The organism is Klebsiella sp. RCJ4, from assembly GCF_009025755.1.
Taxonomy (GTDB): domain Bacteria; phylum Pseudomonadota; class Gammaproteobacteria; order Enterobacterales; family Enterobacteriaceae; genus Klebsiella; species Klebsiella michiganensis.
The window spans coordinates 244,881-259,595 of the sequence record NZ_WCIN01000043.1 but is presented as its reverse complement, the minus strand read 5'-3'; the positions used below and the strand labels follow the sequence as shown (position 1 = coordinate 259,595).

The following is a 14,715-nucleotide window of genomic DNA, read 5'->3' as shown; positions in this document are numbered from 1 at the left end:
CCCTTCCCGGGTCGCGGCGCAGGCGCCTTACCCGGGCTACCGGCCCGCAGACGGCGGTGGATCCGTAGCCCGGACAGGCGCGTCAAGCGCCGCCTCCGGGAAAAACCTCCCGCCCCACAGTTCAGCCCCTCACCCTTCGAGGAGAGGGGGACCGGCAAAATTAACTCACCTTCTCTTCACTTCCGACCGCGACCTGCGCGCCGTAGCGATAGCCTGCGCCCGGATGCGGCGCAGCCAGCCGCGGGCCGGCGCCAAACAGCTTCTCGCGCAGGGTTCCCTCGCGATACTCCTGCTTAAACACGCCGCGCTTTTGCAGCTCCGGAACCAGCAAATCCACCACGTCGCGGAAGGTTTCGTGGGTCACCGCATAGGCGAGGTTAAACCCATCGACGTCGGTCTCTTCGACCCAGGACTGCAGCTCATCGGCGACCGTCTGCGGGCTGCCGACCACCAGCGGCCCGAAGCCGCCGATCCCCGCCCAGTCCGCCAGCTTCTGCACGGTCCACTGGCTGTTCGGATCGGCGGTGGAAAACGCCTCTACCATCGACTGAATCGCGTTGGTATGCAGATACTCCAGCACCTGATCCGGCTGATACTGACCAAGGTCGATGCCGGTCCAGCCGGAGAGCAGCGCCAGCGCCCCTTCGTAGCTGACGTACGGTTTATACTCCTGCCATTTAGCCTGAGCTTCACGGTCGGTTTCGCCGACGATGACCGTCTGCATATTGAAGATCAGGATGCTGCGCGGATCGCGCCCGGCCTCCTCGGCGCGACGGCGAATATCCGCCACCGTCTTTTTCAGCAGCACTTTCGACGGCGCGCCGACAAATACGCACTCCGCGTGGCCGGCGGCGAACTGCTTGCCGCGGCTGGAGGCGCCCGCCTGATAGAGCACCGGCGTACGCTGCGGCGACGGCTCGCAGAGGTGGATCCCCGGCACCGAGAAGAAGTTGCCCTGATGGTTAATCGGGTGAATTTTTCGCGGATCGCTGAAGATCCTACGTTCCCTGTCGCGCAGCACCGCGCCATCCTCCCAGCTCCCCTCCAGCAGCTTATAGACCACCTCCAGATATTCATCGGCGTAGTCGTAGCGGGCGTCGTGGTCGGTCTGCGCTTTCTGGCCAATATTACGCGCCCCGCTCTCAAGATAGGAGGTCACGATATTCCAGCCCACTCGCCCCTTGGTCAGATGGTCGAGGGTTGAAAGACGGCGGGCGAACGGATAGGGATGCTCAAAAGAGAGCGAAGCGGTCAGGCCGAATCCCAGATGCTCCGTCACCAGCGCCATCGGCGTAATCAGCGCCAGCGGATCGTTGACCGGCACCTGCGCCGCCTGGCGGATCGCCGCATCGCCGTTGCCGTTCAGCACGTCGTAGACGCCCAGCACATCGGCGATAAATAGCCCGTCAAACTTGCCCCGCTCCAGCAGACGCGCCAGGTCGACCCAATACTCGAGGTCTTTATACTGCCAGGAGCGGTCGCGCGGATGGGCCCACAGCCCCGGCGACTGATGGCCGACGCAGTTCATATCAAAAGCGTTCAGACGAATTTCACGTTGTGATGACATAGCACTCTCCACGGCGCGCCCCGCTGTCGGGACGCGCGCATAATCATTAAAGGAATCAGGGGATAAAAGGCGTTCAGAACGCCGGACATCGGGCGGATTGTTTGACGCCCAGGGTCCGCAGCGCTTCGTCGGCCACGGCGGCGGCATGGTCGGCCACCTGCGGCAGCCCCATTAATTCTCCGAAATACGCCCGCGCGGCGGGTCCGGAAACCAGCAGATTGGGCGTAATCCGCCCTTCCCGGCCTATCGCCCGCGAGCGGGGATCGACGTCCAGGCCAAGGCCGAACGCATCGGCGCGAATCAGCCCACGCTGGCTCAGCTGACGCAGCAGCGGCTGGCTGTCGGTCAACCCGCCGTGCGCCGGGCCGGTGGTTAAAATAAAGTGGTCAGCGCTCACCCGCAGCGTTTCACCGCGCCGGGGCGTCAGGGTTAGCGCCAGCTTTTGCGCGTCGCCTTCCAGCGCCGTCAGCCTGGCCGCCAGCACCCGCAGGCTGCCGTCGCGCTGGCGCTGCTCAAGGACCCCGGCGACCTGCGGAGCGATACGGTAGCGGTGAACGTCCCAGTAGCTGCGCAAATGACGCAGGAAGCGCTGGCGATCGCCCACCGTCAGCCCCTGCCAGATGCTCTGCCCCTGATTACGCACCGCGTCCAGCACCACCTGCCAGGCCTGTCCCTGCTCCGCCGCGCGCTCGATATCCAGACGGATTTGCCGCAGCCGCTGGCGCAGCGTTCCGCGATCGTATTCGCCAGGCCAGGGTTCACTACTGCCGCTGAGGTTGCTGCGGGACAGCAGCCCGCGGCGTGAAAATGCCGCGATCGGCCCCCGATGGCCCAGACGCGTCAGGGTCGCGACGGTGTCCGCCATCGTCAGGCCGGTGCCCATGACCGCGACGCTCGCTTCCGGGGTGATAGTTGCCAGCGCGCCCGCTCGCCAGGGGTTAGCGATGAGCGCCGGATGCGTTGCGAACGGCGTCGCCAGCGACGGCAGCGAAGGCGGCGGATGGCTGATGGCCAGCACCAGCAGATCGGCCTGCAGCCGACGCCCGCCGTCTGTGACAACTTCACCATGATTAACGCTCAGCGCCTGCTCGCGCAGATGCGTCAGCCGCCCGCCGCTGGCGCGCGCCTCCTCGGCGAAACGCTGGGCGACATAGCGGCCAAACTGACCGCGCTGCGGATAGACCGCGCCGTCTGCCAGCAGGGCATGCGGGTCATCCGCAAAGGCAGGCTGGCTGCGGTACCAGCGATCGAACGCGCCCTCCTCTTCACCGGCAAGCTGCATCCGCGCGGCAGGAACGTTAATCCGATGGCTCGGTTCGGTCGTGGAGTAGGCCACGCCCGCGCCGGGCACCTCGCGCGGCTCCAGCAGCGTGACCCGCACGCCAACCGGCGCCAGGCGCAGGAGATGAATCGCCACCGCCGCACCGCTAAATCCGCCGCCGACAATCACCACGTGCGGTTCAGTTTGCATAGCCCACCGCCTTCACAAATCGGTGTAACATACGCGCCTCCTCAGCTTGCGCTGACCTGTTTCACCGGACGCTTATCGCCGCCGATGGTTTCGCCAAACGGGCCGGTATTGACGCTACGCGCCTTCGGCTGATCGTGGCCTGCCAGCGGCAATAGCGGCATGACCAGGTCAGCGAAACGATGGGCTTCTTCCAGATGCGGGTAGCCGGAGAAGATAAAGTTGGTGATACCGAGCGCCTGATATTCACGAATGCGTTCTGCCACCTGCTGCGGATTGCCGACCAGCGCCGTCCCGGCCCCGCCGCGCACCAGTCCCACGCCCGCCCACAGGTTCGGCGCAATACGCAGATTGTCGCGCGATCCTTTATGCAGCGAACTCATTCGCGCCTGGCCGGTGGAGTCCATACGGGCAAAAATTTTCTGCGCCTGGGCGATAGTTTCGTCATCAAGGTGTGAAATCAGCCGATCGGCGGCGGCCCACGCCTCCTCTTCGGTTTCGCGAACAATCACATGCAGACGAATCCCGTACTGCAACGTGCGGCCCCGGGCGGCGGCGCGCTCGCGCACTATCGCCAGCTTTTCGGCCACCAGCGCCGGCGGCTCCCCCCAGGTCAGGTAGGTATCGATTTGATCGGCGGCGACGTCGATGGCTTCCTCAGAGGAGCCGCCAAAAAACAGCGGCGGGCCGTTTTCCTGTACCGGCGGAAACAGCACTTCCGCGCCTTCCACGTGGATATGCTCGCCGTGATAATCCACCTTTTCACCTTTCAGCAGGCGCGAGTAGACGTCGAGAAATTCGCGGGTGACCTGATAGCGTTCGCCGTGGCTGAGGAAAATACCGTCGCCTTTGTTCTCCACCGGATCGCCGCCGGTCACCACGTTAATCAGCAGCCGACCGCCCGACAGGCGGTCGAGCGTCGTCGCCATCCTCGCCGCCAGCGTCGGCGGCTGCAGGCCCGGACGAACGGCCACCAGATAGCGCAGGCGGCGGGTCAGCGGCGCCAGCGCCGAGGCCACCAGCCAGGAGTCTTCGCAGCTTTTCCCCGTTGGGATCAGCACGCCGTAGTAGCCGAGGCTGTCGGCCGCCAGCGCCACCTGCTGCAGGTAAGGCAAATCAACCGGGCGTCCGCCCTCCGAGGTGCCAAGGTAGCGGCCATCGCCGTGGGTGGGCAGAAACCAGAACACGTTGATTTTATCGTCGGTTTTTTGCGTCATTATCCATTTCCTATATAACCATATCCGATATTTATCGAAGAGTTGTTTTAATTTGGTTATATGAGTGTTAGCGATAATCGTGCCAATGGTGAATAAAAAATTAACAATATAAATTCAGTGAGTTACAAAAAACCGAACCTTACGCCGCTGTTGCAAATGCCGCAGCCAATGCGTCCGGACTGCGGCATTTGCAACAGACCGGCGAGTTAGCCCTCTGGTTTCCGTCCCCGGCACAGGATAACTTCAGGGCATCAAATACCGGAGGTCACCATGCTGAATCCTGAATTTCCATCCTCTACGCCCGCGCTGATCGACCCGGCGTCAAAAGCGTTTCAGAGCCTGCTGGATAAACTGGCCCCCACCGAGGCGACCGTGCTGATTGTCGGCGAAACCGGCACCGGTAAGGAGGTCGTCGCCCGCTACCTGCATCACCATAGCCCGCGCCGCCACCGGCCGTTTCTGGCCGTCAACTGCGGCGCGCTCAGCGAAAGCCTGGCGGAAGCGGAGCTGTTCGGCCATGAAAAAGGGGCGTTTACCGGCGCGGTACAAGGCCATCCCGGCTGGTTCGAGGCGGCGGAGGGCGGCACCCTGCTGCTCGATGAAATCGGCGAGCTTAGCCTGCCGCTTCAGGTCAAACTGCTGCGCGTTCTGCAGGAGCGCGAAATCACCCGCGTCGGCTCGCGCAAGGCCATTAAGGTGGACGTGCGGGTGATCGCCGCCACCCACGTGGACCTGATGCAGGCCATCCGCGAGCGTCGTTTCCGCGAAGACCTCTACTATCGCCTGAATATCGCTCTCGTCCCGCTGCCGCCGCTGCGCCAGCGTCGCCAGGATATTCCCGTACTGGCGGACCATTTTCTCTCGCTCTACGCCCGCCGCCTGGGCCGCCCGGCTCGTCGTCTGGCCCCGGAGACGCTGGCAAGGCTGATGGAGTACCCCTGGCCGGGCAATATTCGCGAGCTGGAAAACACTCTGCATAACGCGGTATTGCTGAGTAAAGAAGAGGAGATCGGCCCCGCCCAGCTGCGGCTGACGACGCTGAACAATGAGCCCTCGGCGGCGGGCGATAATGAGCTCGACGATTTTATTCGTCGTCAGCTTTCCCTGCCGGGCGAGCCGCTGTGGGAGAGGGTCACCGGGGCGTTGATACGCGGCGCGATGGCCCACAGTGACGATAATCAAAGCCAGGCCGCGGCGCTGCTCGGTATTAGCCGCCACACGCTGCGCACGCAGCTGGCCAATTTTGGCATCATTAAAAGCCGCCGCCGTCAGGAGCCCCTCTTCGGCCCGGCGGTCAACAGCGTCTCTCGCGACCGGGAACTGCGCATCGGCTTCCAGCGCTTCGGCAATCTTGGCATCCTGAAAGCGCGGCAAAGTCTCGAGCAAGCCTTTGCCAGCCGCGGCGTCAGCGTGCTGTGGAGCGAATTCCCCGCCGGGCCGCAGCTGCTGCACGCTCTCGCCTGCGATGAGATCGATTTTGGCACCACCGGCGAAGCGCCGCCGGTTTTCGCTCAGGCGAGTAACGGCGAGCTGGTCTACGTCGCCTGGGAACCGCCCGCTCCGCAAAGCGTGGCGATGGTCGTCCCGCAGCACAGCGACATTCGCACCATTGCCGACCTGCGCGGCAAGCGTATCGCGCTGAATAAGGGCTCTAACGTGCACTGGCTGCTGCTGCATATCCTGGAAGAGGCCGGGCTGGCATTAAACGACGTCAAAGTGGTCTATATTCCGCCGAAATATCCGCTGACCGCCAGCGATTACCTGGCGGTGGACGCCTGGATGATGTGGGATCCGCTGCTCAGCGACGCGGAATATAGCGGCGAATTACGGGTTGTTGCCAGCGGCGAGGGGCGCGTCAATAACCACCAGTTCTACCTGTCGCGCCGCGACTACGCCAGCCGCAATAGCGATATCATGCAGCGCCTGTTAGCCGAGCTGGCGCAGACCGGCCAGTTTATTGACCAGCACCGGGAGCAAGCCGCCGGACTGCTCTCCGCCGAGCTGGGGCTTAACGCCGCCTCTCTGACGCGCGCCTTATCGCGCCGCAGCCATCGTCCGCGGCCGATGGATCTCAACGTGATTCGCGCCCAACAAAGTATCGCCGATCGCTTTTACGCCCTTGGGCTTATCCACAAACCGGTTTCGGTGCGCGAGGCGGTCTGGTACGGCGAAGCCACCAATAGCGATCTCGGCCTGCTGATGCACGTTGATTAGCCGGAAACTGCGAGTCATCTTCCTGATTTCCCTGGCGGCAATAGCCTCATACGCGCGGCGATGTTACCCTGAAAGGCACTGCAATAAGAGCCTATTTATGAGGATATCCGTGGCCGTTCATCTGTTAATCGTCGACGCACTTAATCTGATTCGCCGCATCCACGCGGTGCAGGGGTCACCCTGCGTCGACACCTGCCTGCATGCGCTTGAACAGCTGGTGGTCCATAGCCAGCCAACCCACGTGGTGGCGGTATTTGATGATGAAGACCGCGGCCACGGCTGGCGACATCAGCGTCTGCCCGATTATAAAGCCGGGCGCGCGCCGATGCCGGAGACCCTCGAAGCGGAAATGCCGGCGCTGCGGGCGGCGTTTGAGCAACGCGGGTTTCGCTGCTGGGCGCTCAGCGGTAGCGAAGCCGACGATCTTGCCGCGACCCTGGCGGTCAAAGTGGCGCAGGCCGGCCATCAGGCAACCATCGTTTCAACCGACAAAGGCTACTGCCAGCTGCTGTCGCCGACGATCCGCATCCGCGACTATTTTCAGAAGCGCTGGCTTGATGCGCCGTTTATCGCCAAAGAGTTTGGCGTGACGCCGGAACAGCTGCCTGACTACTGGGGGCTGGCGGGCATCAGCAGCTCCAAGGTTCCCGGCGTGGCGGGCATTGGGCCGAAAAGCGCCGCCCAGCTGTTAACCGATTTTCAGGATCTGGAAGGGATCTACGCGCGGCTGGCGGACGTGCCGGAGAAGTGGCGCAAGAAGCTGGAAGAACAGAAAGAGATGGCCTTCACCTGCCGGGACATCGCGCGCCTGCAAACCGATTTACAGCTGGACGGCAACCTCCAGCAGCTGCGGCTGTCCCGGTAGCGCCGGGCTGCGGTGCGCGCGGCTTCCCGGAGGCGCCGGGCTGCGGTGCGCGCGGCTTCCCGGAGGCGATGCTGCGCATCTGTCCGGGCTACCGGCCCGCAGACGGTGAGCGCATTCCCCGGGTCGCGGCTTATGCCTTACCCGGGCTACCGCAGACGGCGGTGAGCCCGTAGCCCGGGCAGGCGCTTGCACCGTCCCAGGGTGCAAAGCACAGAGGGGCAGCCCGTAGCCCGGCTAAGCACAGCGCAAGCCGGGGAATAACAGCGCCGGGGTATCAGCCCAGCACATCTCCCGGAAGCAGCCGGCAGAAGCCTTCGCTTACGGCATCACTCTTCGATACGCAATCCGTAGGTTTTGAATTTCTCCAGCACGATAGCAATGGCCTCGTCGCCAAGAACCGGCACCGGGTCGGTGATGGCCAGAGTGCTGAGATAAAGCTGCGCCAGCACCTCAACTTCATGCGCCAGCCACAGGGCCTTCTCCAGATTCTCTTCACAAGCGATCAGGCCATGGTGCTGCAGCAGCGTCGCTTTGCGGTTTTTCAGCGCCACGGCCACATGCTCAGACAGCTCGCGGGTACCAAACGTGGCGTAGGGCGCACAGGGGATAGAGTTACCGCCCGCCGCCGCAATCATATAGTGAATGGCGGGAATGGGACGATTGAGGATCGACACCGCCGTAGAGTGAACCGCATGATTATGTACCACCGCGTGAGCATCAGGCCGCGTCTGATAAGCCGCCATATGAAAACGCCACTCGCTGGACGGCAGTTTGCCCTGTTCATGCTGACCTTCGGCATCGATATACACAATGTGCGCTTCCGTCAGCTTTTCGTAAGGAATACCCGTTGGCGTGATCAGCATCCCCCCTTGATAACGCACGCTCACGTTACCGGCGGTTCCCTGATTTAACCCCAGGCGGGTCATTTCCAGGCAGGTATCAATAATCTGCCGGGCCAGTCTATTTCGTTCCATTCTTTACCTCTCTTTATGATGCGCAATGCGACAACAGACGGCTCGCCGGAGATGACGCTCCGACGCTGTTGAATAGCTCAAATAATTACTCACCATCATCATCCCGAATAAGCAGAAAGGAATTTACATCCGCCGGTTCTGTGATTCCTCTCACTTATTTCAGTATAAAAACAACCGTTCATTGATTTTTGCTTTCTGAAAAATGCCCGTTCTTACTAATAGATTTAAAAACGGGCATTTTACTGATAGTTTTAACAACTGCCCGTTTTCCACATAATAAAATAAATCGGTCATCGACCCTGTGGGTTTTACAATTAACTTTCTCAAACGGTCATGTTTTTCTGATTATTAAGGTGATGATAATCACATAAAACCACCGAGTGGATACGAAGTGTGACCGCTATCATATTAAAAGGCTTTTTTAATTTGAAAATGAATTCATGAGTTCACTCCGTGATGTTTATTTCACTGTTGATGTCGTCACAAGAGCTCGCCTGATTTTTGCGGTCTGGTGGGCATAAGCCGGCTGCTGAACACGCTTCTGAACCAATGAGGATGCTATGGGAAACACAACAATACAAACGCAGAGTTTTCGTGCGGTAGAGACAGGGCAAAGCAAGCGCTACATTATTCCCTTCGCCCTGCTGTGCTCGCTGTTTTTTCTTTGGGCGGTCGCAAATAATCTCAACGATATTTTATTACCACAATTTCAACAAGCCTTTACCTTAACCAACTTCCAGGCTGGACTGATTCAATCCGCCTTTTATTTCGGCTATTTCGTCATTCCCATTCCGGCCGGAATTTTGATGAAAAAGTTAAGTTATAAAGCCGGTATTATTACCGGACTGTTCTTATATGCTTTTGGCGCCGCGCTATTCTGGCCCGCCGCTGAAGTTATGAATTACACCTTATTCCTGATTGGCCTGTTTATTATTGCTGCAGGCTTAGGGTGTTTAGAAACCGCGGCAAACCCGTTTGTTACCGTCTTAGGTCCAGAAAGCGGCGGTCACTTCCGGCTTAATCTTGCCCAAACGTTTAACTCGTTTGGCGCCATTATTGCGGTGGTTTTTGGGCAAAGTCTCATTTTGTCTAATGTGCCGCATCAATCGCAGGATGTGCTCGATAAAATGGCTCCGGAGCAGCTTAGCGCCTATAAACACAGCCTGGTGCTCTCGGTGCAAACCCCGTATATGATCATCGTCGCGGTTGTCTTACTGGTCGCTCTGTTGATTATGTTGACCAAATTCCCGGCCCTGCAGAGCGACGACCATAGTGACGCCAACCAGAGTTCCTTCTCCGCTTCCCTTGCTCGCCTGGTCCGCGTTCGCCACTGGCGCTGGGCGGTGCTGGCGCAGTTCTGCTACGTCGGCGCGCAAACCGCCTGCTGGAGCTATCTGATTCGCTACGCTATCGAAGAGATCCCCGGCATGACGCCCGGTTTCGCCGCCAACTATCTGACCGGCACGATGGTGTGCTTCTTTATCGGCCGCTTCTCCGGTACCTGGCTCATCAGCCGCTTCGCGCCGCATAAAGTGCTGGCAGCCTATGCCCTGCTCTCGATGATCCTGTGCCTGATTTCCGCTTTCACCGGCGGCCACGTGGGTCTGCTGGCCCTGACGCTGTGCAGCGCCTTTATGTCGATTCAGTATCCAACCATCTTCTCGCTGGGCATCAAAAACCTGGGGCAGGACACCAAATACGGCTCCTCTTTTATCGTCATGACCATTATTGGCGGCGGGATTGTCACCCCGGTGATGGGCTTTGTCAGCGACGCCGCTGGCAACATCCCCACCGCGGAGCTGGTCCCGGCGCTGTGCTTTGCCGTCATCTTCATCTTTGCCCGTTTCCGTTCGCAAACGGCAGCTAACTAAACATTTATCCGAATAACGTGAGGAATCTGGAATGAAAAAAATCAGCTTACCGAAAATTGGCATCCGCCCGGTGATTGATGGGCGCCGCATGGGAGTGCGCGAGTCGCTGGAAGAGCAAACCATGAATATGGCGAAAGCCACCGCCGCGCTGATCGCGGAAAAACTGCGTCACGCCTGCGGCGCGCAGATTGAGTGCGTCATCGCCGACAGCTGCATTGCGGGCATGGCGGAATCCGCCGCCTGCGAGGAGAAATTCAGCAGCCAGAACGTCGGCGTCACCATTACCGTGACTCCGTGCTGGTGCTACGGCAGCGAAACTATCGATATGGACCCACTGCGGCCAAAAGCCATCTGGGGCTTTAACGGCACCGAGCGCCCCGGCGCGGTTTACCTCGCGGCAGCGCTGGCGGCCCACAGTCAGAAGGGTATTCCGGCGTTCTCCATTTATGGTCACGACGTGCAGGACGCCGACGACACCTCCATTCCGCCGGATGTCGAAGAAAAACTGCTGCGCTTTGCCCGCGCCGGCTTAGCGGTGGCCAGCATGAAGGGCAAAAGCTATCTTTCCGTCGGCGGCGTGTCGATGGGGATCGCCGGTTCTATCGTCGATCACAACTTCTTCGAGTCCTGGCTCGGTATGAAAGTGCAGGCGGTGGACATGACCGAACTGCGCCGCCGCATCGACCAGAAAATCTATGATGAAAGCGAGCTGGAAATGGCGCTGGCGTGGGCGGATAAAAACTTCCGCTACGGCGAAGACCAGAACGCGCAGCAGTATAAGCGCAACGCCGAACAGAACCGCGCGGTGCTGAAAGAGAGCCTGCTGATGGCGATGTGCATCCGCGACATGATGCAGGGCAACAAGAAGCTGGCGGAAAAAGGGCTGGTCGAAGAGTCGCTGGGCTACAACGCCATCGCTGCGGGCTTCCAGGGCCAGCGCCACTGGACCGATCAATACCCTAACGGCGATACCGCCGAGGCGCTGCTCAATAGCTCGTTCGACTGGAACGGCGTACGCGAACCCTTCGTCGTCGCCACGGAAAACGACAGCCTCAACGGCGTGGCGATGCTGATGGGCCACCAGCTGACCGGCACCGCCCAGGTGTTTGCCGACGTGCGCACCTACTGGTCGCCGGACGCGGTTAAACGCGTCACCGGCCAACCGCTCACCGGACTGGCGGAACACGGCATTATCCACTTGATCAACTCCGGTTCAGCGGCGCTGGACGGCGCCTGCAAACAGCTCGATGCGGAAGGCAAGCCAACCATGAAGCCGCACTGGGAAATCAGCCAGCAGGAGGCCGACGCCTGCCTCGCGGCCACCGAATGGTGCCCGGCGATTCATGAATATTTCCGCGGTGGCGGCTTCTCCTCCCGCTTCCTGACCGAAGGCGGCGTACCGTTCACCATGACCCGCGTAAATATCATCAAAGGCCTCGGCCCGGTACTGCAGATTGCCGAAGGCTGGAGCGTAGAGCTACCGAAAGCGATGCATGACCAGCTGGATGCCCGCACCAACTCCACCTGGCCCACCACCTGGTTTGCGCCGCGCCTGACCGGTAAAGGCCCGTTCTCCGACGTCTACTCGGTGATGGCGAACTGGGGCGCTAACCACGGCGTGCTGACCATCGGCCACGTTGGCGCCGACTTTATCACCCTGGCGTCGATGCTGCGGATCCCGGTGTGCATGCATAACGTAGAAGAGGCGAAAATCTACCGCCCCTCCAGCTGGTCTGCGCACGGGATGGATAGCGAAGGCCAGGATTACCGCGCCTGCCAGAACTACGGCCCGCTGTATAAACGTTAAAAATGCCTGATGGCGCTGCGCTTATCCGGCCTACGGATGATACCGTCCCGTAGGCCGGATAAGGCGTTTACGCCGCCATCCGGCAACGTCTCGGGAGAGATTATGAAGAATGAAGTCATCCTGGTCCTCGACTGCGGCGCCACTAACGTACGGGCGATTGCCGTTGACCGCCAGGGGAACATTATCGCCCGCGCCGCAACGGCCAACGCCAGCGATATCGCCGTGGAGAACAGCGCCTGGCACCAGTGGTCGCTGGAGGCGATCCTGCAACGCTTCGCCGAATGCTGTCGGCAAATTGCCGACCCGCTCTCATCCTGCACGGTTCGCGGCATCACGGTCACCACCTTCGGCGTCGACGGCGCGCTGGTGGATGAACAGGGCAAGCTGCTCTATCCGGTCATCAGCTGGAAATGTCCGCGTACCGCGTCGGTGATGGACAATATCGGCCGCTTTATGCCCGCGCAGCAGCTCCAGCAGATCTCCGGCGTCGGCGCATTTGGTTTCAACACCCTGTATAAGCTGATATGGCTGAAAGAGAACCACCCGCAGCTGCTGGAGCAAGCCCACGCCTGGCTGTTCATCTCCTCGCTTCTCAACCAGCGTCTGACCGGGGAATTCACGACCGATATCACCATGGCGGGCACCAGCCAGATGCTGGATATCCACCAGCGGGATTTCAGCGCGCAGATTCTGCAGGCCACGGGGCTGCCGCGCCGCCTGTTTCCCCGGCTCGTTGAAGCGGGCCAGCAGATTGGCACGCTGCGGAGCGATGCCGCGAAAATGCTGGGTTTAGCCGTCGGCATTCCGGTTATCTCCGCCGGGCACGACACCCAGTTCGCGCTGTTTGGCGCGGGCGCGGAGCAGGATGAACCGGTGCTGTCGTCCGGCACCTGGGAAATTCTGATGGTGCGCAGCGCCCAGGTAGACACGTCGCTGCTCAGCCACTATGCGGGCTCCACCTGCGAGCTGGATTGTCAGCCGGGACGCTATAACCCCGGCATGCAGTGGCTGGCCTCCGGCGTGCTGGAATGGATACGCCAGCTGCTGTGGACACCTGAAACGCCGTGGCAAACGTTGATTGAAGAGGCCCGGGCCCTCCCCCGCGGCGCTCAGAAGGTGAAGATGCAGTGCGACCTGCTATCCAGCCCAACCGCAGGCTGGCAGGGCATAACGCTGAATACCACCCGCGGTCATTTCTACCTCGCCGCGCTGGAAGGATTAGCCGAACAGCTGGCGCACAATCTGCAAACGCTGCAGCAAATCGGCCACTTCAAAGCCCGCGAGCTGCTGCTGGTCGGCGGCGGCAGCCGCAACGCGCTGTGGAATCAGATCAAAGCCAACAGGCTGGAGATCCCCATTAAAGTACTCGATGACGCCGAAACCACCGTCGCCGGCGCCGCCATGTTTGGCTGGTATGGCGTCGGTGAATTCAGCAGCCCGGAGCAGGCCAGAGCGCAGGTGAGCTACCGGTATCGTTACTTTTACCCGCAAACCGAACCCGAACTGATTGAGGGAGTATGAGATGCTAAAAACGATTTCCCCGTTGATTTCCCCGGACCTCCTCAAAGTGCTGGCGGAAATGGGGCATGGCGATGAGATTATTTTTTCCGATGCCCACTTCCCGGCCCACAGCATGGGCCCACAGGTCATTCGCGCCGACGGCCTGCGGGTGAGCGACCTGCTGCAGGCGATTATTCCGCTGTTTGAGTTAGACAGCTACGCTCCGCCGCTGGTGATGATGGCCGCCGTGGAAGGCGACGTCCTCGACCCTCAGGTAGAAACGCGCTATCGCGAGGCGCTTTCCGGCCCCGCGCCCTGCCCGGAGATCGCCCGCATCGACCGCTTTGCTTTCTACGAGCGGGCGCAAAAAGCCTTTGCGATCGTTATCACAGGTGAGCGCGCTAAGTACGGGAATATTCTTTTAAAAAAAGGAGTAACGCCGTAATCTCATGCCGGAGCGCCCGTCTGATGCGGGCGCTCAGCGAACGCCAGGGTGAGAAAAATGAAAGCGGCACGACAGCAAGCGATACTAGACCTGCTCATTAACCATAACAGCCTGACCACCGAAGCCTTATCGCTACAGCTTAACGTCAGCAGAGAAACCATTCGCCGCGATCTCAGCGAGCTCCAGTCCCAGGGGAAAGTGCTGCGTAACCACGGTCGGGCAAAAGTCATTCACCGGCAAAGCCGTGACAGCGGCGACCCTTTTCATATCCGTCTGAAAAGCCACTACGCGCACAAAGCGGACATCGCCCGCGAGGCGCTTGCGTGGATAGAAGAGGGGATGGTTATCGCCCTTGATGCCAGTTCCACCTGCTGGTATCTGGCCCGCCAGCTGCCGGATATCGACCTTCACGTCTTTACCAACAGCCAGCCGATTTGCCAGGAGCTCAGCAAGCGAGAGAACATTCAGCTTACCTGCTCCGGCGGTACGCTCCAGCGAAAATACGGCTGCTACGTCAGCGCGTCGCTTATCTCACAGCTCAAAGCGCTGGAGATCGACCTGTTCATTTTTTCCTGCGAGGGCATCGACAGCGACGGCGCGCTCTGGGACTCAAATACGGTGAACGCCGAGTTCAAATCGCTGCTGCTTAAGCGAGCGTCGCAATCGTTATTGTTGATTGATAAGAGCAAATTTAATCGTTCAGGGGAGGCGCGGATCGGCCATCTGGATGATGTGACGCATATTGTTTCGGACGTGTCGCAGTCGTAACGGCTATGGCAGCGCCGGA

The 14,715-nt window shown here is 60.4% G+C and carries 11 protein-coding genes; 7 read left to right on the top strand and 4 right to left on the bottom strand.

Translation table 11 applies throughout. The features are described 5' to 3' along the window. Positions 1-160 precede the first annotated feature (160 nt). The 3 genes from F8562_RS24110 to ssuD form a co-directional block, all read right to left on the bottom strand. Complete coding sequence (locus F8562_RS24110; RefSeq protein WP_094909267.1) at positions 161-1,567, bottom strand: LLM class flavin-dependent oxidoreductase; 1,407 nt, start codon at positions 1,565-1,567, stop codon at positions 161-163. A 73-nt stretch (positions 1,568-1,640) separates the two neighbouring features. Next, positions 1,641-3,038, bottom strand: coding sequence for an FAD/NAD(P)-binding protein (locus F8562_RS24105; RefSeq protein ID WP_014839387.1), 1,398 nt, complete (start codon positions 3,036-3,038; stop codon positions 1,641-1,643). A gap of 41 nt (positions 3,039-3,079) precedes the next feature. Then, positions 3,080-4,252, bottom strand: a complete 1,173-nt coding sequence (ssuD, locus tag F8562_RS24100) for an FMNH2-dependent alkanesulfonate monooxygenase (protein WP_014226611.1) — start codon at positions 4,250-4,252, stop codon at positions 3,080-3,082. Positions 4,253-4,522: 270 nt separating this feature from the next. On the opposite strand from ssuD, the gene F8562_RS24095 reads away from it, so the two are divergent. After that, on the top strand, positions 4,523-6,466 hold the full coding sequence (locus F8562_RS24095; RefSeq protein WP_014226612.1) for a sigma-54-dependent Fis family transcriptional regulator: 1,944 nt from the start codon (positions 4,523-4,525) through the stop codon (positions 6,464-6,466). A gap of 109 nt (positions 6,467-6,575) precedes the next feature. Further along, positions 6,576-7,331: a flap endonuclease Xni gene (gene xni / locus F8562_RS24090; RefSeq protein ID WP_025108014.1), complete on the top strand. Its 756-nt coding sequence runs from the start codon at positions 6,576-6,578 to the stop codon at positions 7,329-7,331. A gap of 326 nt (positions 7,332-7,657) precedes the next feature. On the opposite strand, the gene fucA is transcribed toward xni, so the two are convergent. Next, entirely contained in the window at positions 7,658-8,305 is a 648-nt protein-coding gene (fucA, locus tag F8562_RS24085; RefSeq protein WP_004853673.1) for an L-fuculose-phosphate aldolase, read from the bottom strand. Positions 8,306-8,865: 560 nt separating this feature from the next. On the opposite strand from fucA, the gene fucP reads away from it, so the two are divergent. The 5 genes from fucP to fucR all read left to right on the top strand — a co-directional run bounded on the left by fucP (position 8,866) and on the right by fucR (position 14,696). Then, positions 8,866-10,176: an L-fucose:H+ symporter permease gene (fucP, locus tag F8562_RS24080; protein ID WP_004853675.1), complete on the top strand. Its 1,311-nt coding sequence runs from the start codon at positions 8,866-8,868 to the stop codon at positions 10,174-10,176. A gap of 31 nt (positions 10,177-10,207) precedes the next feature. Continuing rightward, positions 10,208-11,983 (top strand): L-fucose isomerase, encoded by a 1,776-nt coding sequence (fucI, locus tag F8562_RS24075; protein WP_014839389.1) that lies wholly within the window; start codon positions 10,208-10,210, stop codon positions 11,981-11,983. A 102-nt stretch (positions 11,984-12,085) separates the two neighbouring features. Then, positions 12,086-13,504, top strand: coding sequence for an L-fuculokinase (fucK, locus tag F8562_RS24070; RefSeq protein WP_014839390.1), 1,419 nt, complete (start codon positions 12,086-12,088; stop codon positions 13,502-13,504). A 1-nt stretch (position 13,505) separates the two neighbouring features. Beyond that, on the top strand, positions 13,506-13,928 hold the full coding sequence (gene fucU, locus F8562_RS24065; RefSeq protein WP_014839391.1) for an L-fucose mutarotase: 423 nt from the start codon (positions 13,506-13,508) through the stop codon (positions 13,926-13,928). 57 nt (positions 13,929-13,985) lie between these two features. Beyond that, complete coding sequence (gene fucR / locus F8562_RS24060) at positions 13,986-14,696, top strand: L-fucose operon activator (RefSeq protein ID WP_014226618.1); 711 nt, start codon at positions 13,986-13,988, stop codon at positions 14,694-14,696. The last annotated feature ends 19 nt before the right edge of the window (positions 14,697-14,715 follow it).